At 73.6% G+C, this 22599-nt stretch carries 18 protein-coding genes, 1 tRNA gene and 1 pseudogene; 8 read left to right on the top strand and 12 right to left on the bottom strand.

Features of this window, described 5'->3' with window-relative positions:
- The first annotated feature begins 230 nt into the window (after window positions 1-230).
- The 3 genes from ACIP4Y_RS31565 to fdh all read left to right on the top strand — a co-directional run bounded on the left by ACIP4Y_RS31565 (window position 231) and on the right by fdh (window position 5585).
- Window positions 231-1172, top strand: coding sequence for a 4Fe-4S dicluster domain-containing protein (locus ACIP4Y_RS31565; RefSeq protein WP_401399051.1), 942 nt, complete (start codon window positions 231-233; stop codon window positions 1170-1172).
- Window positions 1169-2182 (top strand): NrfD/PsrC family molybdoenzyme membrane anchor subunit, encoded by a 1014-nt coding sequence (nrfD, locus tag ACIP4Y_RS31560; RefSeq protein ID WP_401399050.1) that lies wholly within the window; start codon window positions 1169-1171, stop codon window positions 2180-2182. The genes ACIP4Y_RS31565 and nrfD overlap by 4 nt, the downstream gene beginning before the upstream one ends.
- A 133-nt stretch (window positions 2183-2315) precedes the next feature.
- Window positions 2316-5585, top strand: coding sequence for a formate dehydrogenase (gene fdh, locus ACIP4Y_RS31555; protein ID WP_401399049.1), 3270 nt, complete (start codon window positions 2316-2318; stop codon window positions 5583-5585).
- 6 nt (window positions 5586-5591) lie between these two features.
- On the opposite strand, the gene selD is transcribed toward fdh, so the two are convergent.
- On the bottom strand, window positions 5592-6605 hold the full coding sequence (selD, locus tag ACIP4Y_RS31550; protein WP_401399048.1) for a selenide, water dikinase SelD: 1014 nt from the start codon (window positions 6603-6605) through the stop codon (window positions 5592-5594).
- 37 nt (window positions 6606-6642) lie between these two features.
- Between selD and ACIP4Y_RS31545 the strand changes: the two genes are divergently transcribed.
- Window positions 6643-6735, top strand: a tRNA-Sec gene (locus tag ACIP4Y_RS31545).
- Between the two features lie 17 nt (window positions 6736-6752).
- On the opposite strand, the pseudogene ACIP4Y_RS31540 reads toward ACIP4Y_RS31545, so the two are convergent.
- Both ACIP4Y_RS31540 and selA read right to left on the bottom strand, forming a co-directional pair.
- A pseudogene (locus ACIP4Y_RS31540) lies at window positions 6753-8507 on the bottom strand (SelB C-terminal domain-containing protein); the annotation flags it as partial.
- Window positions 8507-9883, bottom strand: a complete 1377-nt coding sequence (selA, locus tag ACIP4Y_RS31535) for an L-seryl-tRNA(Sec) selenium transferase (protein ID WP_401399047.1) — start codon at window positions 9881-9883, stop codon at window positions 8507-8509. The gene selA and the pseudogene ACIP4Y_RS31540, both read right to left, overlap by 1 nt.
- Before the next feature lie 132 nt (window positions 9884-10015).
- Here selA and ACIP4Y_RS31530 point away from each other — a divergent pair, with 132 nt between their 5' ends.
- A complete protein-coding gene (locus ACIP4Y_RS31530; RefSeq protein ID WP_401399046.1) occupies window positions 10016-10366 on the top strand; it encodes a hypothetical protein in 351 nt (116 codons plus the stop codon).
- An 11-nt stretch (window positions 10367-10377) separates the two neighbouring features.
- Here ACIP4Y_RS31530 and ACIP4Y_RS31525 read toward each other — a convergent pair whose 3' ends face one another.
- The 3 genes from ACIP4Y_RS31525 to ACIP4Y_RS31515 all read right to left on the bottom strand — a co-directional run bounded on the left by ACIP4Y_RS31525 (window position 10378) and on the right by ACIP4Y_RS31515 (window position 12749).
- The gene (locus tag ACIP4Y_RS31525) at window positions 10378-11391 is read right to left on the bottom strand and encodes an MASE1 domain-containing protein (protein WP_401399214.1); all 1014 of its coding nucleotides are present in this window, start codon (window positions 11389-11391) and stop codon (window positions 10378-10380) included.
- Window positions 11392-11488: 97 nt separating this feature from the next.
- Window positions 11489-12319 carry a PP2C family protein-serine/threonine phosphatase gene (locus ACIP4Y_RS31520; RefSeq protein ID WP_401399045.1) on the bottom strand — a complete coding sequence of 277 codons (831 nt, stop codon included), beginning with the start codon at window positions 12317-12319 and terminating at the stop codon, window positions 11489-11491.
- Between the two features lie 109 nt (window positions 12320-12428).
- A complete protein-coding gene (locus tag ACIP4Y_RS31515; RefSeq protein ID WP_358638859.1) occupies window positions 12429-12749 on the bottom strand; it encodes a hypothetical protein in 321 nt (106 codons plus the stop codon).
- A gap of 217 nt (window positions 12750-12966) precedes the next feature.
- On the opposite strand from ACIP4Y_RS31515, the gene ACIP4Y_RS31510 reads away from it, so the two are divergent.
- Window positions 12967-13281, top strand: a complete 315-nt coding sequence (locus ACIP4Y_RS31510) for a hypothetical protein (RefSeq protein WP_358638862.1) — start codon at window positions 12967-12969, stop codon at window positions 13279-13281.
- Between the two features lie 37 nt (window positions 13282-13318).
- Here ACIP4Y_RS31510 and ACIP4Y_RS31505 read toward each other — a convergent pair whose 3' ends face one another.
- From ACIP4Y_RS31505 to ACIP4Y_RS31495, 3 genes are all read right to left on the bottom strand, one after another.
- Window positions 13319-14011, bottom strand: coding sequence for an alpha/beta fold hydrolase (locus tag ACIP4Y_RS31505; protein ID WP_401399044.1), 693 nt, complete (start codon window positions 14009-14011; stop codon window positions 13319-13321).
- 105 nt (window positions 14012-14116) lie between these two features.
- A complete protein-coding gene (locus tag ACIP4Y_RS31500; RefSeq protein ID WP_401399043.1) occupies window positions 14117-14734 on the bottom strand; it encodes a hypothetical protein in 618 nt (205 codons plus the stop codon).
- 310 nt (window positions 14735-15044) lie between these two features.
- On the bottom strand, window positions 15045-16271 hold the full coding sequence (locus ACIP4Y_RS31495) for a hypothetical protein (RefSeq protein ID WP_401399042.1): 1227 nt from the start codon (window positions 16269-16271) through the stop codon (window positions 15045-15047).
- A gap of 156 nt (window positions 16272-16427) precedes the next feature.
- Here ACIP4Y_RS31495 and ACIP4Y_RS31490 point away from each other — a divergent pair, with 156 nt between their 5' ends.
- On the top strand, window positions 16428-17873 hold the full coding sequence (locus ACIP4Y_RS31490; RefSeq protein WP_401399041.1) for a glyceraldehyde-3-phosphate dehydrogenase: 1446 nt from the start codon (window positions 16428-16430) through the stop codon (window positions 17871-17873).
- Between the two features lie 76 nt (window positions 17874-17949).
- Here ACIP4Y_RS31490 and ACIP4Y_RS31485 read toward each other — a convergent pair whose 3' ends face one another.
- From ACIP4Y_RS31485 to ACIP4Y_RS31475, 3 genes are all read right to left on the bottom strand, one after another.
- Complete coding sequence (locus ACIP4Y_RS31485; RefSeq protein WP_401399040.1) at window positions 17950-19902, bottom strand: collagenase; 1953 nt, start codon at window positions 19900-19902, stop codon at window positions 17950-17952.
- A 158-nt stretch (window positions 19903-20060) separates the two neighbouring features.
- Window positions 20061-21014: a LysR family transcriptional regulator gene (locus ACIP4Y_RS31480; protein ID WP_401399039.1), complete on the bottom strand. Its 954-nt coding sequence runs from the start codon at window positions 21012-21014 to the stop codon at window positions 20061-20063.
- Window positions 21015-21254: 240 nt separating this feature from the next.
- Window positions 21255-22142 (bottom strand): NAD(P)-dependent oxidoreductase, encoded by an 888-nt coding sequence (locus ACIP4Y_RS31475; protein ID WP_401399038.1) that lies wholly within the window; start codon window positions 22140-22142, stop codon window positions 21255-21257.
- Between the two features lie 80 nt (window positions 22143-22222).
- On the opposite strand from ACIP4Y_RS31475, the gene ACIP4Y_RS31470 reads away from it, so the two are divergent.
- On the top strand, window positions 22223-22591 hold the full coding sequence (locus ACIP4Y_RS31470) for a winged helix-turn-helix transcriptional regulator (protein ID WP_401399037.1): 369 nt from the start codon (window positions 22223-22225) through the stop codon (window positions 22589-22591).
- The last annotated feature ends 8 nt before the right edge of the window (window positions 22592-22599 follow it).

The raw sequence follows: 22599 nt of genomic DNA, 5'->3' as shown, positions 1-22599 counted from the left end.
CCATTCGGCCAACCCTCGTCGCTCGCGGAATTGGTGCCCGCACAGCAGGTGTGAGGGGCCGCCGTCCGGGTACCCGTCTCGGTTTGGCCAGGGGTTTCGGGGGCGGTGCAGGGCTGGGAGGCCGGTTCGGGCGCGCGGAGCGAGGGGACCCGTGCCAGGCTCGAAGCAGGGCACCGGGAGTGCGGGATCCGGCGGCCGGGCGGTGGTGGGTCGTGGGTGAGGAGGACGGCATGGGCGACGGCACCCAGGACCGCGGGAACGCACTGTACGGCCCGCAGCCGGACGTGTCCGGGGCCTCCGGCTGGCCGGACGCCCCGCCGCGAGTGGGCTTCTTCACAGACACCTCCGTGTGCATCGGCTGCAAGGCCTGCGAGGTGGCCTGCAAGGAGTGGAACGCGATCCCGGAGGACGGCCTGGCGCTGACCGGCATGTCCTACGACAACACGCGCGGCCTCGGCGCCGACACCTGGCGGCACGTGGCCTTCGTGGAGCAGCGGTGGCCGTACGGCGGGCCGGAGCCGGAGGCCGCGCACGACGACACGGCCGATGTCGACGTCTTCGCCGCCGCCGGGCGGATCTCCCCGGTCTCCCCCGAGGGCCGGCCGGAACTGCGCTGGCTGATGGCCTCGGACGTGTGCAAGCACTGCACGCACGCCGCCTGCCTGGACGTCTGCCCCACGGGCTCGCTGTTCCGCACCGAGTTCGGCTCGGTCGTCGTCCAGGAGGACATCTGCAACGGCTGCGGCTACTGCGTGCCGGCCTGCCCGTTCGGCGTCATCGACCAGCGCAAGGAGGACGGCCGGGCGTGGAAGTGCACCCTGTGCTACGACCGCCTCGGCGTCGGCATGGAGCCCGCCTGCGCCAAGTCCTGCCCGACGGACTCCATCCAGTTCGGCCCGCTGGAGGAACTGCGGGAACGGGCGCAGGCCCGGGTGGCGCAGCTGCACGCGGCCGGCGTGACCGACGCCCGCCTCTACGGCGAGAGCCCCGACGACGGGGTCGGCGGCGCCGGCGCGTTCTTCCTGCTGCTGGACGAGCCGGAGGTGTACGGCCTGCCCCCGGACCCGGTGGTCACCACCCGGGACCTGCCCGCCATGTGGCGGCAGGCGGCCCTGGCCGCCGTCTCGCTGGCCGCGCTCGCGGTCGGGAGTTTCGTGAGGAGGCCGCGATGAGCGAGTCGGACGTCACCCGGGACGGCGTGCGGGGTGCGCGGCCCGGCCGGGAGGTTGTGACCGGCGCCCACGCGGGCCGCCGCAGGGGCCGGCGGGGCCGGGGCGAACAGCCGATGGTGCCGGAGGCCGAGTTCTCGTCGTACTACGGCACACCGGTGCTGAACAAACCGACGTGGAAGCCGCTGGACATCGCCGGATACCTGTACCTCGGCGGGCTGGCCGGAGCGTCCTCGCTGCTGGCGGCCGGCGGCCGGCTGACCGGGCGGCCGGGGCTCGCGGCGCCGGCGACGTTCAGCGCGGCCGGGGCGATCTCGCTCTCCCTGGCGGCGCTCGTGCACGACCTGGGACGGCCGACCCGGTTCCTGAACATGCTCAGGGTGTTCAAGCCCACCTCACCCATGAGCGTCGGCTCCTGGCTGCTGGCGGCCTACGCGCCGCTGACCCTGACCGCCGCGGCCACCGAGGTGGCGGGCCGGTACCGGCTGCTGGGCTCGGCCGCGACGGCGGGCTCCGCCGTGCTGGGGCCGGCCGTGGCGACGTACACCGCGGTGCTGCTCTCGGACACGGCGGTGCCGTCCTGGCACGAGGGGCACCGGCAGCTGCCGTTCGTCTTCGCGGGCTCCGCCGCGACCGCGGCCGCCGGCCTGGCGCTGACCGCGGCCCCGGTGGCCGAGGCGGGTCCCGCCCGTCGGCTGGCCGCGCTCGGGGCCGCGCTGGAACTGGGCTCCTTCCAGCTCATGAAGCGGCGCATGGGCCTGGCCGCCGAGCCCTACGACCAGGGCAGGGCGCGCCTGCTGCTGCGGGCGGCGGAGGCACTCACGGCGGGCGGCGCCGCCCTGGCGCTGTGCTCCGGGCGGCGCCGGAGGCTCGCCGCGGCGGCCGGCGCGGCGCTGCTGACCGGTTCGGCGGCCCTGCGCTTCGGCGTGTTCGACGCCGGTGTGGCCTCCGCCGAGGACCCGAAGTACACGGTCGTACCCCAGCGGGACCGCCTGCCGGCCCCCACCGGCTGACCGTCGGCCCGGCGCGGTTCCGCGGGGGCCGTTCGGCCCCGGCCGGCCGGGTACTCCGCGCCCGGTCGCGGCCGGAGATGCCGTGATCGTGCGGCGGGGGGAAAATCGAGGGGGCGAGCGGAAGGAGCATGTCATGGGCGTACGCACCTGGATCGGCTCCTGGCCCGTCTACCGGCAGCTCACGGGCACGGACCCGCTCGGCCGGGGTGCCGCCGCCCGGAGCGGGCGCACCGCGCGCCTGACCCCGCGGGTGGCCGAAGCCGACCGGGTGGTGAAGTCCGTCTGCCCGTACTGCGCGGTCGGCTGCGGCCAGAACGTGTACGTCCGGGACGGCGAGGTCACCCAGATCGAGGGCGACCCGGACTCCCCGATCTCGCGCGGCCGGCTCTGCCCGAAGGGCGCGGCGAGCCTCCAGCTGACCACCGGGGACGCCCGCGAGCACCAGGTCCTCTACCGGCGTCCGCACGGCACCGGGTGGGAGCGGCTGGATCTGGACCGGGCGATGGACATGATCGCCGACCGGGTGATCGCGGCCCGCCGGGCCGGCTGGCAGTGGGAGGTCGAGGAGACCCGCACCCGGCGCACCCTGGGCATCGCGAGCCTGGGCGGAGCCACCCTCGACAACGAGGAGAACTACCTTCTCAAGAAGCTGTTCACCGCGCTGGGAGCGATCCAGATCGAGAACCAGGCGCGTGTTTGACACTCCTCCACCGTTCCCGGTCTGGGAACCTCGTTCGGCCGCGGCGGCGCGACCACCTTCCAGCAGGACCTGCAGAACGCGGACTGCATCGTCATCCAGGGCTCGAACATGGCCGAGTGCCATCCGGTCGGGTTCCAGTGGGTGATGGAGGCCAAGGCCCGCGGTGCCAAGGTGATCCACGTCGATCCGCGCTTCACCCGCACCAGCGCGCTCGCCGACGTGCACGTGCCGCTGCGCGCGGGCACGGACATCGCCTTCCTCGGCGGGATCGTCAACCACGTGCTCCGGCACGAGAAGTACTTCCGCGAGTACATCGTGGCGTACAGCAACGCGCCGGTGATCCTGCGGGAGGACTTCCGGGACACCGAGGATCTCGCCGGCGTCTTCTCCGGCCTGGACGCCGGCACCCGCAGCTACGACAACGCCAGCTGGCAGTACGAGGGCACCGAGGCGCAGGCGGCCTCCGGCGAGCGCGACCAGGAGTACGAGGACCGCACCGGCGGCGGCAGCTCGGTGGCCGAGGCGGCGCGCGGCGAGGCGCACGGCTCCGGCGGCGCGGACATCGGCGAGGGCGAGCCGGAACGGGACGAGACGCTGTCCCACCCGCGCTGTGTGTTCCAGGTGCTGAAGCGGCACTACGCCCGCTACACGCCGGAGCTGGTCGAGCAGGTCTGCGGGGTGCCGCAGGAGCTGTTCCGCCGGGTGTGCGAACTGGTCACGGAGAACTCCGGACGCGACCGGACGACGGCCTTCGCCTACGCCGTCGGCTGGACGCAGCACACGGTGGGGGTGCAGAACATCCGGGCGGCCTCCGTCCTGCAGACCCTGCTCGGCAACATCGGCCGGCCCGGCGGCGGCATCCTCGCGCTGCGCGGGCACGCGTCCATCCAGGGGTCCACGGACATCCCGACCCTGTTCAACCTGCTGCCCGGCTACATCCCGATGCCGCACGCCCACCAGAACCAGGACCTGGAGGCGTTCGTCGCGGCGGAGGCTGCCCGCAAGGGCTACTGGGGCAACATGCGCGCGTACGTGGTGAGCCTGCTCAAGGCGTACTGGGGTGACGCGGCGACGCCGGAGAACGACTTCTGCTTCGACTACCTGCCCCGGCTGACCGGCTCGCACTCGACGTACGAGACGACGATGGCCCAGCTGGACGGCGTCTGCAAAGGCTACTTCCTGCTCGGCGAGAACCCGGCGGTGGGCAACGCCGACTCCAAGCTGATGCGGCTGGGCATGGCCGCCCTGGACTGGCTGGTCGTCCGTGACTTCTCGCTCATCGAGTCGGCGACCTGGTGGCAGGACGGGCCGGAGATCGAGACCGGGGAGCTGCGCACCGAGGACATCGGCACCGAGGTGTTCTTCCTTCCGGCCGCCGCGCACACCGAGAAGGACGGCAGTTTCACCAACACCCAGCGGCTGCTCCAGTGGCACCACCAGGCGGTCGAACCGGCCGGCGAGGCGCGCAGCGAGCTGTGGTTCGCCTACCACCTGGGCCGGATCATCCGGGAGAAGCTCGCCGGGTCCACGGACGAGATGGACCGGCCGGTGCTCGACCTGGCCTGGGACTACCCGACGAAGGGCCGGCACGCCGAACCGGACGCGGAAGCCGTTCTCGCCGAGATCAACGGCCGGGACGCCGAGGGGAATCCGCTCTCCTCGTCCGAGCAGTTGAAGCCCGACGGCTCGACGGCGTGCGGCTGCTGGATCTACTGCGGTGTGTACGCCGACGGCGTCAACCAGGCGGCCCGCCGCAAGCCGGGCCGGGAGCAGGACTGGGTGGCGGCCGAGTGGGCGTGGGCCTGGCCGGCCAACCGGCGGATCCTGTACAACCGTGCCTCCGCCGACCCCGAGGGCAGGCCGTGGAGCGAGCGCAAGGCGCTGGTGTGGTGGGACCCGGACAAGGGTGAGCAGGGCGAGTGGACCGGGCACGACGTGCCCGACTTCAAGAAGGACAAGGCGCCGGACCACGAGCCGCCCGCGGAGGCGACCGGGCCGGAGGCCCTGTCCGGCACGGACCCGTTCATCATGCAGGCCGACGGCAAGGCGTGGCTGTACGTGCCGTCCGGGCTCACCGACGGCCCGCTGCCGGCGCACTACGAGCCGCAGGACTCCCCGTTCCCGAACCTGCTTTACGACCAGCAGCGCAACCCGGTACGGCACTTGCTGCCGCCGCACCCGGACAACCGCTACCAGCCGAGCGGCGACGAACCCGGCTCCGGGGTGTTTCCGTACGTGGCCACCACGTACCGGCTGACCGAGCACCACACGGCGGGCGGCATGTCCCGCTGGCAGCCGTACCTGGCGGAGCTGCAGCCGGAGTTCTTCTGCGAGGTCTCTCCGGAGCTGGCCGCCGAGCGGGGCCTCGCGCACACCGGGTGGGCGACGATCGTCAGCGCGCGGGGCGTGATCGAGGCGCGGGTGCTGGTCACCGACCGGATGGCCACGCTCACCGTGCACGGCCGCCGGCTGCACCAGGTGGGGCTGCCCTACCACTGGGGTCCGAACGGCTACAGCACGGGGGACGCGGCCAACGAGCTGCTGCATCTGTCCCTGGATCCGAACACGCACATCCAGGAGACGAAGGCGTTCGCCGTCGACATCCGCCCGGGACGGCGCCCTCGCGGCCCGGCGGCCGTGCAGCTGGTGCGGACGTACCGGATCCGGGCGGGCATCGACGAGCACACCGGCACGGAGCCGTGAGCGGCCCTATCCGAGGACGAGGGAGTGGGTGCCGCGCGGCACGAGTTCTCCGATCACCGGTGCGCCGGGCACTTCTCCGGCGACGAGCAGCCCGCCGGAGGTCTGCGCGTCGGCGAGCAGCAGCCGGGTGTCCTCGTCGGTGGTCCCGAAGTCGGTGTGCGGCGCGACCCACTCCAGATTGCGCCGGGTGCCGCCGCTGACGTAGCCGTCCCGCACGGCCTCCCGGGCGCCCTCCAGGTACGGGACGGCGGCGGTGTCGACCACGGCGGTCACCCCGGAGGCGCGGGCCAGCTTGTGCAGGTGGCCGAGGAGGCCGAAGCCGGTGACGTCCGTGGCGCATGCGGCGCCGGCGGCCAGCGCGGCCTCGGCGGCCTCCCGGTTGAGGGCGGCCATCGTGGCGACGGCGTGCGCGAACCGCTCGCCGGTGGCCTTGTGCCGGTTGTTCAGGACGCCGGTGCCCAGCGGTTTGGTCAGGGACAGCGGCAGTCCGGGCCGGCCGGCGTCGTTGCGCAGCAGCCGGTCGGGGTCGGCGATGCCGGTGACGGCCATGCCGTACTTGGGTTCCGGGTCGTCGACGCTGTGCCCGCCGCCGACGTGGCAGCCGGCCTCGGTGGCGATGTCCAGTCCGCCGCGCAGCACCTCGCGGGCGAGGTCGAACGGGAGCCGGTCGCGGGGCCAGGCGAGCAGGTTGACGGCGAGGACGGGCCGGCCGCCCATCGCGTAGACGTCGGACAGGGCGTTGGCGGCGGCGATCCGGCCCCAGTCGTAGGGGTCGTCCACGACCGGGGTGAAGAAGTCGGCCGTGCACACCAGGGCGGTCCCCCGGTGGGTGACCACGGCCGCGTCGTCACCGGTGGCGAGACCGACGAGCAGCGGGGTGTCGCCGCCGGCGAGCGGCGCGGCGGTCAGCCCGGCGACCACCTCCTCCAGCTCTCCGGGCGGGATCTTGCAGGCGCAGCCGCCGCCGTGCGCGAACTGCGTGAGCCGTACGGGTGTCTGAGGGGCCGGTGTCGTTGTCATACCGGTGGTCTCCTGGGGCAGTAGCCTGACGGGCGGTGGAGGCGTGTGGGTGCCTGGTGGCCCTCCCGGTCTTCAAAACCGAGGTGCCCGAGGATCTCGGGCAGGCGGGTTCGATTCCCGTCCGCCTCCGTTCCCCGCCCCCGTACAGCAGCGCCGGTGCTGGTCGTCGACCCGCTCGGTGAGTCCCCGGGCGTCCAGGAACTCCAGCAGCGGTACGGCCACCCGGCGGGTGGTGTCGAGCGCGCGCCGGGCCTCGCTGAGCGTGAACGGCTGGGGCAGCGTGCGCAGGACGGCGGCGGCGTCGGCGTCCGCGCCGGGCAGCAGCACGATCCCGTCGGCGATCCGCAGCAGCGCCCCGGCGGCCGCTGCCGCGGCCACCGCCCTGCGGTCCAGGCCCAGTTCGGCGAGCCGCCCGGCCTCGGGGGCCCGGAACGGAGTGCGGGCGAGGTCCCGGCGCAGGGCGTCCACGGCCGCGCGGACGGGTGCGGGCAGGGCGGGGCGGAGGCTGTCGGCGGTGTGCAGCCTGCCCTGTCGGGCGTGGATCCCGGGCTGTGCCGCGGCCAGCGCGTCGACCAGGGCGCGGTCGGGCAGGCCGAGCAGCCGACGGGCCGCCTCGGTGGGCAGGCCGGGCTCCAGCGGATGGGTGCGGGCGTGCTCCACGACCTGACCGGCCAGCCGGTCCTTGAGCGCGTTCCAGTGCGCGGTGTCGGCCAGCCAGTCGCCGGCGACGGGCTCGCCGGGCACCGGGACGCCCATCGCCCGCAGGTCGGCGCGCCGGACCAGCTTGCGGCGGCGCAGCTCGGCGGCGCCGTCCGGGCGGCCGGTCATCGTGTCCAGTTCGGCCGCGCGGGCCCGGCCGGCGCCGCGCCGGGTCAGCCGGGGCGGCCGTACGTCCAGCACGGTGACCCCGCAGGGCGTACGGGTGCCGCCGGGCTCCCGCAGGACGGCGCGGTCGCCGGCCCGCAGGGGCAGCCCCCGGCGCAGGGTGAGCCGGGCGGTGTCCGGGCCGAGCGGGCGGACGGTCACCGGCACGGCGGCCGTCCCGATGTGCAGGGTGACGCACCGGGGCAGGTCGGCCGCCGGCTCCCCGGTGACCCGTACGTCGGCGACCTCGGTGGACAGCCAGCGGTCCGGGGTGAGCAGCACCTGTCCGCGGCCCAGGGTGGTGTCGCCCTGGCCGTGCACGTTGACGGCGACGCGGGCCACCGCGGGGACGGCCGTCCGCTCCTCGTGCAGGCTCTGCAGGCCGCGGACCCGCACGACGGCCGATCCGTCCGCGGTGACCAGCCGGTCGCCGACGCGCAGGGTGCCCGCGCCGAGGGTGCCGGTGACCACGGTGCCGTGGCCGCGGACGGTGAACGCCCGGTCGAGCCAGAGGCGTACGTCGGCCTCGGTGTCGGGCCGGGGCAGGGCGTCCGCCAGCCGTGCCAGTTCGGCGCGCAGTGCGTCGAGTCCCGCACCGGTGACGGCGCTGACGGCGGCATGGGGCACCTTGCCGAGGGAGGTCGCGGCCAGCCGCTCCACGGCGTCGGCGCACACCGGCTCCGGGTCGGCGAGGTCGCTGCGGGTCACCGCGAGGGCGGTGTGCCGCACCCCGAGCGCGTCGAGGATGGCCAGGTGCTCTTCGGACTGGGGCTGCCAGCCCTGGTCGGCGGCGACGACGAACAGCACGGCGGGGACGGGTCCGACACCGGCCAGCATGGTCGGCACGAACCGCTCGTGCCCGGGCACGTCCACGAAGGCGAGGTGGTCGCCGCCGAGGCGGGTCCACACGAAGCCCAGGTCCAGGGTGAGACCCCGGCGGCGCTCCTCCTCGTACCGGTCGGGCTCCATGCCGGTGAGGGCGCGGACCAGCGCGGACTTGCCGTGGTCGACATGGCCGGCGGTGGCGAGGACCCGCATCACGCCCGCCCTTCCGCGGTGGCCCGGGCGGACCGTACGGCCTCGGCCAGCCGGTCGTCGTCCTCCGGCGGCACCGCTCTCAGGTCCAGCAGGCAGCGGCCCGCCTCCAGGCGGCCGACGACCGGCACCAGGCCGGTGCGCAGGGCGGCGGCGTACGGCTCGGGCAGGGACAGCGCCGCGCTGGGCAGGGTGACGCCGGGCGCGCCTCCGCCGCCGACTGTGGCCGCGCTCTCGACGGCCCGTACGTCGATCCCGTCGGCGGCCAGCGCGGTGGCGAGCCGGTCGGCGCGGGCCCGGAGCGCGGCCGGGCCGGCGGTGAGGGCGAGGGCGGTCGGGGTGGGCGGGCCGGTGAGGGTGGCCTCCAGGGCGGCCAGGGTCAGCTTGTCGACGCGCAGGGCGCGGGCCAGCGGATGCCGGGCGAGGGCGCGGACCAGGTCCGCCCGGCCGAGCAGGAGCCCGCACTGGGGTCCGCCGAGCAGTTTGTCGCCGCTGGCGGTGACGAGCGCGGCGCCGGCGCGCAGCTGGGTGCCGGCGTCGGGCTCCTGGGGCAGGGCCGGGTGCGGGGCGAGCAGCCCGGAGCCGATGTCGACGACGACCGGGACACCGAGGCCGGTGAGTTCGGCGACCTCGGCGGACCGGGTGAAGCCGGTGATCCGGAAGTTGGACGGGTGGACCTTGAGCACGAAGCCGGTGTCCGGCCCGATCACGGCCGCGTAGTCGGCGGGGGCCGTGCGGTTGGTCGTACCGACCTCGCGGAGCCGGGCGCCGGTGGAGACGAGCAGGTCGGGCAGGCGGAAGCCGTCGCCGATCTCCACCATCTCGCCCCGGCTGACGACGATCTCCTTGCCGGCCGCGAGCGCGGTGGCGGCCAGGACGAGCGCGGCGGCCCCGTTGTTGACGACGTGCGCGGCGCCGGCGGCGGGCACCCGGGCGCGCAGCGCGGCCAGCGCGGAGCGCCCCCGGCGCGCCCGTACGCCGGTCGTCAGGTCGAGTTCGACGTCCGTGGGACCGGCCGCCTCCCGGACCGCCTGCCGGGCGGCGGCGGACAGCGCGGCCCGTCCGAGGTTGGTGTGCAGCAGCACCCCGGTGGCATTGATCACCGGGCGCAGGCCGCTCGCGGTGCCGGGCAGCAGGTCCAGAGCGGTCTGCGGGACCTGTTCGGGCGGGATGGCGCCCGCGCGGGCCCGCTCCTGCGCCTGCCGTACGGCGGCCTTCACCGGGTGCGCGCCGAGCCGCTCCACGGCCGCGGCCAGCCGGGGGTCGCGCAGCAGGGTGTCGGTCCGCGGGATGCGGCGGCGTACATCGGCCGACGGCTCCCCCGGGGCGCTGCGCGGGGCGGCCTCGCCCGTCCTTCCTGGTACCGGCCGCTGTTCCATGCCGCCCCTGTCCCTCCGGTCCGGCCCTGTGCCCGTAGGGCTCGGCCCATCGTCTCCCAGTGCCCCCGGCGGGCCGCCCGACACGCCGGGACGGACGTTGGCGGCGGCCCTCGCCCGGGTACCCGGCGGCGCATGAAGGACCACGAGCGCAAGCGACAGGACGAGAACGCGACGGCGGCCGAGCGGGCCGCGCGCCGGCAGCGCGAGGCGGACCGCGAGCGCGCCGGCTCCGAGCCGTTTGACTACCCGTACCCGGAGCGCCGGGCGGGGGTCCGGGCCCGGCGCCGCATCAGCGAGGCCGCGGCCGCCGCGGACACCCCGCCGGGGATCCCGGGGGGCTACGGCACGACCGGCGGCGGACAGCCGGGCGGCACCGGTGCCGCCCATCCACCGAACCCCGAGCACCGTGGCACGGCGGCGGGGACGCCGGCCGCGGAGCCTGGCAGTGACGACGAGGGGCCGGTGAACCGCTCGGACCGCTGACCGCGCGGGGTTCACGGGGCTCCGGTCGGCCATGACCGGTCGCCGAGGCCGTCGGTGTCCGTCGGCGGCCGGGGCGGCGGGGCCTCGCCGGCGGTGAGGTGTTCCAGCACCTCCGCCAGCTCCCGGCAGGCCTGCTCGACCGAACGCCGGGTCTGCCGCTGTTCGGTGATCACGGCGGACAGCAGCAGCGCGGTCAACGCCATGGCGCCGTTGAACGCCTGGAGCTTCACCATGACCTCGACCCGGTTCAGCCCGGCGAACGCGCCGGCGCCGTCCGTGGCGGCGACGGTGGCCACCACTGAGGTCAGCAGCGCGCAGAGCACGCTGCCCACCAGCTGGAAGCGCAAGGCCGCCCAGATGATGAGCGGGTAGACCAGGAAGAGCATGCTCACCGAGGTGTAGACGGCGAGCGGTACCAGCGCGCAGGCGACGACGGCCAGCGCGCTCGCCTCCTTCCAGCGGCCCAGCGGCAGCGGCCTGCGGGCCTGGTGCAGCAACAGCAGCAGCGGGGTGACGATGAGGACGCCCATCGCGTCGCCCACCCACCAGGCGAGCCAGACGGGCCAGAAGCTGTGGGCGTCCAGGCTGCCCTTGAGGACGAGGATGCCCACGCCGACGGTCGCGCTGATCACCATGGCGCCCAGCGCGGCCAGGAACACCAGGGCGAGGCCGTCGCGCAGCCGGCTGAGGCGGGTGCGGAAGCGGGCCCTGCGCAGCAGCAGGACCGCGCACACGGGGGCGGCGGTGTTGCCGACGAGGACGCCGAGCACCTCGGGGCCGGGTGTGGTCAGGGACAGGACGGAGAAGAAGGCGCCGAGGGTGATGCCGGGCCAGCAGCCCAGGCCGAGGATCAGCAGCGCGGCGACGGCGATGCCGGTCGGCGGCCAGATCGGGGTGACGACGGCGCCCTCGACGGTCAGCTCGCGCAGCAGGCCGAGCCGGGCCGCCGCGTAGTAACAGGCGGCGACGGCCAGCGTCTGGACGGCGTAGCCGACCGGCCGGCGCAGCTCCTCGATACCCACCACAGCAGCCATCTCACACCGGTGGCCGTCGGTCGGCGAGGCGAGGCATGGTTCCGTCCGGCTCTCCGGCTGAAAACGGCGGCTGCGCCACTGCGCCGGTTCAGGGCGGGGTGCCGGGGCCGTCCACGCCCACGACCAGGACGGCGGCGTCGTCCTCGTGTCCGACGCTCTCGGCGCCCTTGATCACGGCCGCGGCGAGCGCGCGGGCCTCCAGACCGGCGACGGCGGCGATGCCGGCGAGCCGCACCACCTGGTCGAGGCCGTCCTCGATGGTCAGCGACGGCCCCTCCACGACCCCGTCGGTGAGCAGGACGAACACTCCGCCGGTGGTGAGCCGGTGCCGGGTCACCGGGAACTCGATGCCCCGCTCGATGCCGAGCGGCGGCCCGCCCTCGTCGTCGACGACGCCGGACTTTCCGTCCGCCGTGGCCCACACGCAGGGTATGTGGCCGGCCCGGGCGCTCTCCAGCACTCCGGTGGCCGGGTCGAGCCGCATGAACGTGCAGGTGGCGAAGAGCTCGCTGCCCAGCGAGAGCAGCAGGTCGTTGGTGCGGGCCAGGAGTTCGCCGGGGTCGCCGGTGACGGAGGCGAGCGCCCGCAGTCCGGCCCTGACCTGGCCCATGAAGGCCGCGGCCTCGATGTTGTGGCCCTGTACGTCACCGATGGACAGCCCGATCCGGCCGTCCGGCATGGTGAAGGCGTCGTACCAGTCGCCACCCACGTTGAGACCGAGGTTGGCGGGCGTGTAGCGCACCGCGAGATGCAGGCCGGGGGCGGTCGGCAGGTCTCTCGGCAGCATGCCGCGCTGCAGGGCGAGGGCCAGCTCGACCTGGGTGCGCTGCACCTCCGCCCGCTGACGCGCCTGGGCGGTGAGCGAACCGAGTCTGGCCAGCAGCTCGTCGCCTTCGTCCGTGGAGCGCTTGCGGGGCATCGATCACTTCCGGCGGGGCGGTGGCTCGGGGGCGGGCCGGTCGCCTGCCTTTCTGGCAAACGTCTAGATTTTACCGAAACAGCATGATCGTGCCCTGGGGCGAGGCTCGTCAGCGGACCTCGGAGTCGATGCCGGTGATCACCGCGGGGCCGAGCGGCGCGGTCCGCTCGTCCAGTCCCGCGTCCCGCAGCGCCGAGTCCGCGAGCCGGCGCGCCTCCTCCTCGGCGTGCGGGCCGGTGTCCGCCTCGACGGTCAGGCGGAGGGTGAAGGTGTTGTCGTCGTTGACGCTCAGCACGTCCAGGTCCTCGGCGTTGCCCATGCGGGTGCCGTGCGGATCGGCGGGCCGGAGCGCCTGGGCCAGCCGGGTCCGGGTACCGGCCTCGACCCCGGTGGTGAAGGTGCCGGGGACGCTGATCACGTAGGTCGTCATGAGACGGGTCCTTTCCTCGGGCGTCCCCTCGACTACCCCGATTCGCGCGCTTCGCACCGGGGGCGCCGGGAACGGCACCGTCAGCGGAGGTCCGCCGCCGTCCCCCGGACGGTGGACCTGCCCGTGTGGGCTGCGGGGCCGGACGGAACCGGAGTGGGAGATTACGGGTGCGGCATCGGTCCGCTCCTCACCCGTCACCGTTCGCGAAGGACACCCCATGCGCCTGCGCCGTCCGCTCGCCGCCGTACTCGGCGGTCTCGCCCTCGCCCTGACCACCGCGGGTTCCGCACTCGCCGCCGACGGCACGTTCCTCTGGATCGGGCCCCAGGGCAAGGTGTACGCCATCGACAGCCCGCCGGATCACAAGTGCTTCGACATGGCCCAGGAGGCACGCGCCGCCCGCAACGCGACGAAGAAGCCGCTGGTCATCTACACCAAGAAGAAGTGCAAGGGGTCCGCCCTGCGGCTCGCCCCCGGCCACTCGGCGCCCGGCGGTACCCGCTTCGCCAGCGTGATCTTCAACCCCCGCTGACCGTACGACAGTCGTCCCGCGGGGGCTTGAGCCCCCCTCAGATCCAGCCGTCCAGCGCGCCCATGAAACCGTCGAAGTCGTCGCGGTACAGGGTGTGCCCGGCACCCTCGACGGTCCGGACCTCGAAACCCCGCCGCACCAGCTCCGCGCCGAGGCCGGGCCGTACGAGGTCGCTCGCACCGGCCAGCAGCACCAGCGAGGGCACCACCGGGCGCGCCGGCGTGCGGCTGACCGAGTAGACGTCCGGGAGGACGAGGGCCGTGGCGGGGTCCCAGTCGGCGAGCGTGGCCAGCTCGATGTCCACGTCGGTGTCGTCCCAGCGCGGATTGAGGCTGCCGATCATCGTGCGGTTCGCGGTCTTGAACACGGTGAAGTACACGGACGCCTCGACCAGTTCCTTGCGCAGCTCCCAGGCCGGGTCGCAGTAGACGGCCCGGGCGGGTGCCAGCCGTTCGACGGCACCGGCCAGCGCCATCGCCCCGAGCGAGTGGCCGATCGCCAACTCCGGCCGCGCGGGGAGGGTTTCGACGAGGTCGCCGGCCCAGGTCTCGGGGCTGTACTCGCCCCGCCCGCTCGCGCCGTGCCCGCGCAGGTCCACGCCGATGACGCGGTACCCCTTGGCCGCGAGGACGGGGGCGACCCGGTGCCAGGTGCGGTGGTCGGACATGATTCCGTGGACGAGGACGGCGATCCGGTCGCCGGTCCCCCACTCGTGCGTGTGCAGTCTCATCGGCGCCACCTTCCCCGTCGGCTCCGGCCGATCATGTCACCGCGGCCGATGCCCGATCCACTTCCGGCGCGGCGAAGCGGACTCCTCCAGCACGCGGGCGAGGCTTCAGAACGGGTGCTCGGCTGCGCCCAGGACGATGAGTTCCGTACGGTCCAGCGCGTTCGCGACCATCTGCGGCGCGCGGCACATGTGGCAGTAGTCCCACCGCGCGCGGTCGATCACCCGGTCCGGATGGCCCAGCGCGCACAGCACGTCCCGGTGCAGGGCCTGGGCCCAGACGTACCCCGGCTCGCCGTCGACGTCCATGTCCTCCATGTCGATCGGGGTGTCCGCGAGCGCGGAGGCCAGGCGGTGGCCGTCGACGGGCCCCGCGGCGAAGGCCAGGAACGCAGCGGGGTCCGCGCCCACGGGAGTGTCGTTGGCGTCCTCGTCGTCCCGGCCAGGCCAGGAGTCGTAGCGGTGGGCGCGAACCCCGTCACGCCAGACCTCCAACTCCAGCCGGTCACCGTCGTACTGGAAAGCCGCCAGCACCGGAGCGCCCACTGCGGCGCTGATCGGCCCGGCCAGCGCGAACACGTCGTTCTCATCGACGAACCGGTCCGGATGGACGAGGCAGAATCCCGGCCCGGCGGGGGTCGCGTAGCCGGCCGCGCAGACCTCGCGCAGGACGGGGGCCGCCTGTTCGAGCGGCACGGGAATCAATATCGTGCCGTACGTGGCCACCGGCCCTCACCTCCTGGGTTGCGGGGACACTATGCGGCGACGGCGCCGCGAGGCCAACGAAATACGCATACGGGCCCGCTGAGCCGGCCGACCGTGATCGATCCCGGCCGCTCCAGGGTGCGCGCCGCGCATCGTGTGAGCGACGACGAGGCGCCCTTGACAGGCGACACGGGCCGAAGACCGAACCAGCGGGCGGCCCCGGCCGTCGACCTCAGTGCGGGACGCGGCGCCGTCGGTGCTGCCGCGTGCGCCGAGCGCGGGCGCCCCGCTCGGTCCGGCCCGGAACAGCCCGCGTGAGCCGGGCGGTGGCTCACAGTGGGGAGTGGGCCACCGCCGTCACGTAGGCGCCGGTCAGGAGGGAGACCAGGGCGAGGGCGCCGTACACCACCACCGCCGGGGACCGGCGCAGCCACCAGGTCCGGGCGAGGCCCCGTGCCATCGGGATGAGCAGCGGGAAGGCCGGCAGCAGGAACCGCGGCTTGGAGGAGAAGGAGCCGGCACCGCCGAGCACGAGCAGGACCAGGACGCCGGAGAAGACCACCAGGGCCAGCGGGGCGCGTTCCAGGCACAGCAGCACGAACAGCAGCACGCTCGCCGCGACGATCAGGAGGGCCGCGGGGTAGACGACGCCGCCTCCGTGCAGGAGCAGGGCCTTGAGGAAGCGCACCGAGCCGACACCGAAGTCGAAGCGGGAGCCCCAGGCGCTCTGGACCGAGAAGTAGCCGCCGAGGACGTCTCCCGTGCGGCTGCCCACCCACAGCACATAGCCCAGCCAGCCGAGCGGGGCCAGGAGCGCGCCGGCCCACAGCCGCGCCGGGGCCCGGCCGCGCCGGCGCAGCGCCTCGTACCCGGCGGTGAGGGAGACGGCCACCGCCACCGCGAAGCCGCTGGGCCGGGACAGGCCCGCGAGCGCGGCCAGGGTGCCGGCCCACAGCCAGCGGCCCCTGAGCACGCAGTACAGGGACCAGGCGGCGAGGGCGGCGAACAGCGACTCGGTGTAGGCGAGGGTGAGTTCGACCGCGTGCGGCAGGGCGGCCCAGAGGGCGACCAGCACGGTGGCGACGCCCCGTCCGTACAGGAGGTGCCCGACGCGGTAGACGCCGTACGCGGCCACGCCCGCGGCCGTCCAGGCGATGAGCAGGCCGGCCTGGCCGGGGGTGAGCGGCAGGACGGTGGTGAGCGCCCGGATCAGCGCGGGATAGAGCGGGAAGAACGCCCAGTCGGTCTGGACGGCACCCGTGGGAGTGACATAGATGAGGTGGCCGTACCCGTGCGTGGCGATGTGCAGGTACCAGCGCGAGTCCCAGGAGTGGGCCAGGTTCCTGACCAGCGGGTGCCCGCGGAGCTCGTTCGTGAGGATCACCGCGAGGATCCCGGCGAGCCGCAGGCACGCGAACAGGGCGAGGGCCGGCAGAAATCCCTGTGGCGAGCCGGCCGCGGCCGGCCGCGGCAGCCGGGGGCGGCGCAGGGGCCCGGCGGGGGCCGTCGGCTCGGGCCGCGGCACGGAGGAGGTACTCACGTTGTCGACCTTGGTCACGGCTACGAGCAGGTGCAATTCACGACCCGGGTTTCCTACGCAGTTCCACCCCTATTCACGAATCCGGACGCACCCGGGGTGACGGCCACCCCCAGCTCAGAGCCTGATCAGGGTGTGGTTATCATATGAGCGCTGCCTAGCTCGAAAGATGGACCTGTGACTGTCAACGACGACTCGTTCACCAACTGGAAGATCCGCGAGGAGATCGCGGAGTCGATGATCCCGCTCATCGGGAAGCTGCACCGCGAGCGGGACGTGACCGTCCTGCTGCACAGCCGCTCCCTGGTGAACAAGTCGGTGGTCAGCATCCTCAAGACGCACCGCTTCGCCCGGCAGATCGCCGGCGCCGAGCTGTCCGTCACCGAGACCATGCCGTTCCTCGAGGCCCTGACCGCCCTCGACCTCGGACCTTCCCAGATCGACCTCGGCATGCTGGCCACCACCTACAAGGCCGACGACCGCGGCCTGAGCGTGGCCGAGTTCACCGCCGAGGCGGTCGCCGGCGCCACCGGTGCCAACAAGATCGAGCGCCGCGAACCGCGCGACGTCGTCCTGTACGGCTTCGGCCGCATCGGCCGCCTCGTCGCCCGCCTGCTGATCGAGAAGGCCGGCTCCGGCAACGGCCTGCGCCTGCGCGCCATCGTCGTGCGCGGCGGCGGCGCCCAGGACATCGTCAAGCGCGCCTCGCTGCTGCGCCGCGACTCCATCCACGGCCAGTTCCAGGGCACCATCACCGTGGACGAGGACAGCAGCACGATCGTCGCCAACGGCAACGCCATCAAGGTGATCTACGCCGACGACCCGTCGCACGTGGACTACACCGAGTACGGCATCCGCGACGCCATCCTCATCGACAACACCGGCAAGTGGCGCGACCGCGAGGGCCTGTCGAAGCACCTGCGCCCCGGCATCGAGAAGGTCGTGCTGACCGCGCCGGGCAAGGGCGACGTCCCGAACATCGTGCACGGCGTCAACCACGACACCATCAAGCCGGACGAGCAGATCCTGTCCTGCGCCTCCTGCACCACCAACGCGATCGTCCCGCCGCTGAAGGCCATGGACGACGAGTACGGCGTGCTGCGCGGCCACGTGGAGACCGTCCACTCGTTCACGAACGACCAGAACCTGCTGGACAACTACCACAAGTCCGAGCGCCGGGGCCGTTCCGCGCCGCTCAACATGGTGATCACCGAGACCGGCGCCGCCTCCGCGGTCGCCAAGGCGCTTCCCGACCTCAAGGCGAAGATCAGCGGCAGCTCGATCCGCGTCCCGGTGCCGGACGTCTCGATCGCGATCCTCAACCTCCAGCTGGCCCGCGAGACCACCCGCGAGGAGGTCCACGACTACCTGCGCGAGGTGTCGCTGACCTCGCCGCTCAAGCGCCAGATCGACTTCATCACGGCGCCCGACGCGGTCTCCAGCGACTTCATCGGCTCCCGCCACGCCTCGATCGTGGACGCCGGCGCCCTGAAGGTCGACGGCGACAACGCGATCCTCTACCTCTGGTACGACAACGAGTTCGGCTACTCCTGCCAGGTCGTCCGGGTCGTCCAGCACGTCTCGGGCGTGGAGTACCCGACGTTCCCGGTGACGGCGGTCTGATCCGCCGGGCCCAGCGCACGCGTACGGCCGCCGACCGGGGTCTCCGGTCGGCGGCCGCTCCGCCGGGTGCGTGCGGTCAGGCCGCGGCCGGCCGGGCGCAGGCGCCCGCGGCACACGCCGTGAGCCACTGGTCGAAGTCGGCGTCGTAGCGGGTGCCGATGCCGTCGTGGTAGACGGCGTATCCGCTGGCGTAGTCACCGACGCGGAAGCGGGCGAGCATGCGCTGGACGTCGTCGGGATGCTTCTCGAGCATGTAGCGCACGGCGAGGTAGCCCCACGGGTAGGTACGGGTCACGTCGCTGTTGTCGTAGGTGTTCTCGAACAGGGTGCTGAGCTTGTACGTGTGCTTGCCGGCCTCCTGGACCGCCTGGTCGTCGGCGAGGCCGCGGTAGCTGTAGGAGACGTACTCGGCGATGCCCTCGATCCACCACACGTCCGGCACGGAGATCTGCCGCCCGAAGTCGCCCTTCATGTCGTCGCGGGCGTCCAGGAAGTGCGTGTACTCGTGGTTGAGGTTCCAGATCCGGGCCGGGAAGCCGTCGTCGTAGTTCTTCTGGTACATGATCGACATCGGCTGGTTGGCCGGGTCCGACGGGTCGCCGCCCAGCGTCATGCCGCCGTTGTCGGTGCTGATGCCGTACATCGCGCCGGCGTAGGTCTGGTAGTCGGTGCGGCCGGCGAAGACCACGAGCCGGAGGGTGGAGGCGTACTGCCCGGGTATCCGGCCGTCGGCCCTGACGACCGAGCCGAAGTAGGCGTCCTGGCGGAGCACGCTGGCGCAGGCTGCGTCGAGGTCGGGCGCGGTGAGTGCCTGGGCCCGGACGGTCACGTTCGCGTCGCAGTGGCGCGTGACGGGCAGGACGGCCTTGTCGAGCTTGTCCGGCAGGTTGCAGACGTCGTAGTAGGCGCAGTTGTCCTGGTCGTAGGCGGCGGCCTGCGTGGCCACGGCGACCCACAGCCCGGCCGTCGGACCGGTGATTGCGGTCCGGTCCAGCAGGTCCTTGGTCAACGGCCGTACGTCCTCCCGCAGTTCGGGGTGCTCGGTGTAACGGGCCAGGTTCATCCCGGCGTTGGAGTCCAGGAAGGCCAGGGCGGTGCCGAGCTGGTCGGTGTTGGCCAGCGCGAAGTCGTACAGGGTGTCGATGACGCGCGGGTCAGCCTCGACGGCCCGGACGTACCGCGGGTTCCAGTTGCCGCGCCACAGGGGCGTGTAGACGTCGTTGACGGCTCTGATCATGCTGTCGATCGAGTCGTAGGAGCTGTCGTAGGCGTTCAGCAACCGCCGGTAGACGTACAGGTAGCGGTCCTGCTGGTCGGCGCTGTCGGTGAGGATGACGGTCTCGCCGAGGATGTCGCCGTTGGCCGCCGAGACGTCACGGGAGTGGGAGCGGGCGAAGAAGGCGTCCATGCCGCTCGTGACGGCGGTGGTGAGGCGCGAGGTGTACGCACCCACGTCTGCGGGGTGGTTGAACTGCACGTAGTAGCCGGCGCGCAGGAACAGGACCAGTTGCAGCAGGCTGCCGGTGTTGTCGCCGCGGTACTGCCCGGCGGTGCGCGTGAACGCGTTCGCCACGGTCAGCATCTGGGCCTGGCGGAAGACGGCGCGCGCGTCCGTTCCGGTGACCGAGAAGAGGGTGTTGACGCAGTCCGGGGTCGCCGCCTTGACGTAGGCGACGAGGGCGGAGCCGGTACGGCTGCCGAAGTCGGCCGGGGTGCAGGCGGCGGCCTTCGCCGCGCTTCCGGCCGACTTGGTGGACATCGGCTGCCGCGGCGGGAGTTGGACCGGGCTCAGGCGCCTGGCCTGAGTCGCGGGGTGCTCGGTCGCGGCGGTGGACGCTGCGGCGGGCGACGGCACGGCGAGGTGCGCGCGGGGCGCGGTGGCGGTGGCCGTGCCGGGGTGCGGCCGGGGTGCCGCCAGCGCCGGCGTGGACAGCAGGCCGGCCAGGGTGACGCAGACGGCGGCGGCGCCGGCGATGCGGCCGGCCGTGCCTCTCGGCGTGCGTCCGGGCAGCGCGAAGCGATAGCGCATCTGGATTCCTCCACGAAGGGATGCGCCTCTGTGGGGTGTTGAGGCGTGTGAGGCACTGTCCCAGCGCACTGCCCGCGCCAACAATGGCGTGTGACATAGCACATGGCACTGGCCGCTCATAACATCGCGGCACGCCCGTGACCTGCTCGGCCCCGTTCCTAGGCCCCGGTGGTGCTCCAGGTGCGCGAGGCCCAGGTGCGCAGGTGCGGTGCCTGGGCGACGAGATCGCGGTACGCGGCGGTGGCGGACTGGAACACCGTCTCCACGACGTCGTCGGCGACGGTGTCCGGCCGCCAGGCCAGCACATAGCGGCACCACAGCGGGGAGCCGGCCAGCGGCTTGACCGCGACGTGCGGGATCGGCCGCAGCGTCGGCTGTACCAGGGACACCCCGAGACCGTCGGCGATCATGCTCTGCAGCTGGGTCTGGTCGCCGAGCCACTCGTGCACGGTCATCGGCGTGAACCCGGCCGCCGCGCAGGCGTCGTAGAACACCCCGGGCCAGCCGGCTCCGTCGTCCGGGGTCACGAACCAGGCGTCGTCGGCGAGATCGGCGAGCTGCACCTGGGCGCTCTGCCGGAGCCGGTGCCGGGCGGGCAGGGCGACGAAGGTGGGTTCGGTGACGATGCCGCGGTGCCGTACGGCGGTCGAGTGCCGTAGCTCCATGCCCGGGTAGTCGGCGGCGATCGCGGCGTCCACCGCGCCCTCCTCCAGCAGCTCCACGATCCGCGAGGACGCGTAGACGCTGGTGACCGAGAGGGTCAGTTCGGGCAGCCGGGTGCGGACGCGGGAGACCGTGCCGGACAGCACCGGCGAGTTGGTCGCGGCCACGCGCAGGGTCCGGCGAGGGCGGGCGGCGGGCGGGCGGTGCCCGATCGCGGCTGCCCGTACGAGGACGTCCCGGGCCTGTGCGACGACCTCGGCGCCGTAGCGGGTCGGCCGGACCCCGCTCGGTCCGCGCTCGAAGAGCGGCTCGCCCAGGTGGCGTTCGATGCGCCGGAGCTGGGTGCTCACGGCGGGCTGCGAGTAGCCCAGCTGCGCTGCGGCGCGGCCCACACTGCCCGCGTCGGCGATCGCGCACAGCACCCGCAGATGCCGCAGCTCCAGCTCCATCGGTCCCCTTCCCGTCCCCACCCGCGCCCGGCGGACCGAAGCGTTCCATCGCTCCGCCCCGGGCACAAGTCGCAGCTGCGCCAGGGTACGGCCGCGGGGGCGCGGGCCCGGACCTGGACCTTCCCCCGCTCGTGGTGGTCTGCCGGGCTGGTCCGGGGCCGTGCGGCGAGCGGCTACATTTCGGTCTCGGCCCACCCACGGGCCCGTCACCGCTCGCCCCGCCGGCCCCCGTGCGAGGGCTCAGTGGCGGCCCAGTACCTCCGCCGCCCGCATGAACCCGTCCGTGCCGTGGCCGAGGCCGATGACCCGGCGGGCCAGACCCTCCACCGAGCGCATCACGCCCGCGTCGATGCCGTGGGACTCGGAGACGTCGACCACGTGGGCCATGGTGGAGGCGGCCGAGGTGATGGGGTTGATCTCGCCGGAGTAGGTGCCGTCGTCGGCGTCCGTGGCGAACTGGTCGAACAGCGGCGGCAGGATCGCGGCGATGCCCTGGGCGAAGGGGGCCAGTTCCCGGGCGGTGACGCCCTCCGCCCGGGCGATCGCCACGGCGTGCGCGTACCCGGCCATCGCGGTCCAGAAGATGTCGAGCAGCGCGATGTCGAAGGTGGCGGCGCGCCCGATCTCCTCGCCCAGGTGGGTGTGCGTCCCGCCGAGCCGCTCCAGCACCGGCCGGTGCTGCTCGTAGAGGTCGCGCGGGCCGCTGTGCAGGAAGACGGCCTGCGGGGTGCCGATGCTGGGCGCCGGCGTCATGATCGCCCCGTCCAGGTAGCCGATGCCGTGCTCCGCCGCCCACCGGGCGGTGTCCCTGGCCCGCTCCGGCGTGTCGGCGGTCAGGCTCACCACCGTACGGCCCTTCAGCGCGCGGGTGACGTCGGCACGGCGCAGGATCGCGTCGGCGGCTTCCTGGTTCACCACGCAGACCACGGTCAACTCCGAGGCGGCGACGGCTTTTTCGGCCGAGGCGGCGCCGGTCGCCCCCAGTGCGGCCAGCTCACTGTCCTTGCCGGGCGTGCGGTTCCAGACCGTGGTGCGCAGGCCGGCCGTGAGGAACGCGCCGGCCAGCGACCGGCCCATGGGGCCGAGACCGAGCACGGTGACGGCAGGAAGATTCGACGAGGTGGACATGTTGCAACTCCCGTACGTGGTGAGCGTATGCGGTGTGGACGAGGCGGCCGAGCGGCCGTGAGGAATCGAAGAGGACGACGATGACGCGCAGCCGTGCCCAGGACCCGAACGTCTGCGGAGTGACCGCCGCGATCGCCGTGATCGAAGGCAAGTGGAAGACGTCGCTGCTGTGGCTGCTGGAGTCGGGCCCGCGCCGGCCCGGCGAACTGCGCCGCCGGCTGCCCGGGTTGACCGAGAAGGTGCTGACCCAGGCGCTGCGCGAGATGGCGGAGGACGGCGTGGTGCACCGGGAGGTGCACGACGTGCTGCCGCCGAAGACCGTGTACTCGCTGACCGCGTTCGGCCGCGACCTGGCCACCGCGCTGAACCCGGTGGCCGAGTGGGGCCACCGCCGTCTGGAGCGGCTGCGGGAACGCGAGGGCGAGCACGAACGCGAGGCGGCGTCCTGAGGCGCCGC

Source organism: Streptomyces sp. NPDC088810 (genome assembly GCF_044750305.1).
Taxonomy (GTDB): domain Bacteria; phylum Actinomycetota; class Actinomycetes; order Streptomycetales; family Streptomycetaceae; genus Streptomyces.
The sequence above is the reverse complement of the archived record's forward strand: the minus strand, read 5'-3'. Positions and strand labels throughout refer to the sequence as shown.

Coding starts and splice junctions, on each gene's coding strand:
- ACIP4Y_RS31565 (WP_401399051.1), top strand. CDS start 231: ATGGGCGACGGCACCCAGGACCGCGGGAACGCACTGTACGGCCCGCAG.
- nrfD (WP_401399050.1), top strand. CDS start 1,169: ATGAGCGAGTCGGACGTCACCCGGGACGGCGTGCGGGGTGCGCGGCCC.
- selD (WP_401399048.1), bottom strand. CDS start 6,605: ATGACAACGACACCGGCCCCTCAGACACCCGTACGGCTCACGCAGTTC.
- selA (WP_401399047.1), bottom strand. CDS start 9,883: ATGGAACAGCGGCCGGTACCAGGAAGGACGGGCGAGGCCGCCCCGCGC.
- ACIP4Y_RS31530 (WP_401399046.1), top strand. CDS start 10,016: ATGAAGGACCACGAGCGCAAGCGACAGGACGAGAACGCGACGGCGGCC.
- ACIP4Y_RS31520 (WP_401399045.1), bottom strand. CDS start 12,319: ATGCCCCGCAAGCGCTCCACGGACGAAGGCGACGAGCTGCTGGCCAGA.
- ACIP4Y_RS31515 (WP_358638859.1), bottom strand. CDS start 12,749: ATGACGACCTACGTGATCAGCGTCCCCGGCACCTTCACCACCGGGGTC.
- ACIP4Y_RS31510 (WP_358638862.1), top strand. CDS start 12,967: ATGCGCCTGCGCCGTCCGCTCGCCGCCGTACTCGGCGGTCTCGCCCTC.
- ACIP4Y_RS31505 (WP_401399044.1), bottom strand. CDS start 14,011: ATGAGACTGCACACGCACGAGTGGGGGACCGGCGACCGGATCGCCGTC.
- ACIP4Y_RS31485 (WP_401399040.1), bottom strand. CDS start 19,902: ATGCGCTATCGCTTCGCGCTGCCCGGACGCACGCCGAGAGGCACGGCC.
- ACIP4Y_RS31480 (WP_401399039.1), bottom strand. CDS start 21,014: ATGGAGCTGGAGCTGCGGCATCTGCGGGTGCTGTGCGCGATCGCCGAC.
- ACIP4Y_RS31475 (WP_401399038.1), bottom strand. CDS start 22,142: ATGTCCACCTCGTCGAATCTTCCTGCCGTCACCGTGCTCGGTCTCGGC.
- ACIP4Y_RS31470 (WP_401399037.1), top strand. CDS start 22,223: ATGACGCGCAGCCGTGCCCAGGACCCGAACGTCTGCGGAGTGACCGCC.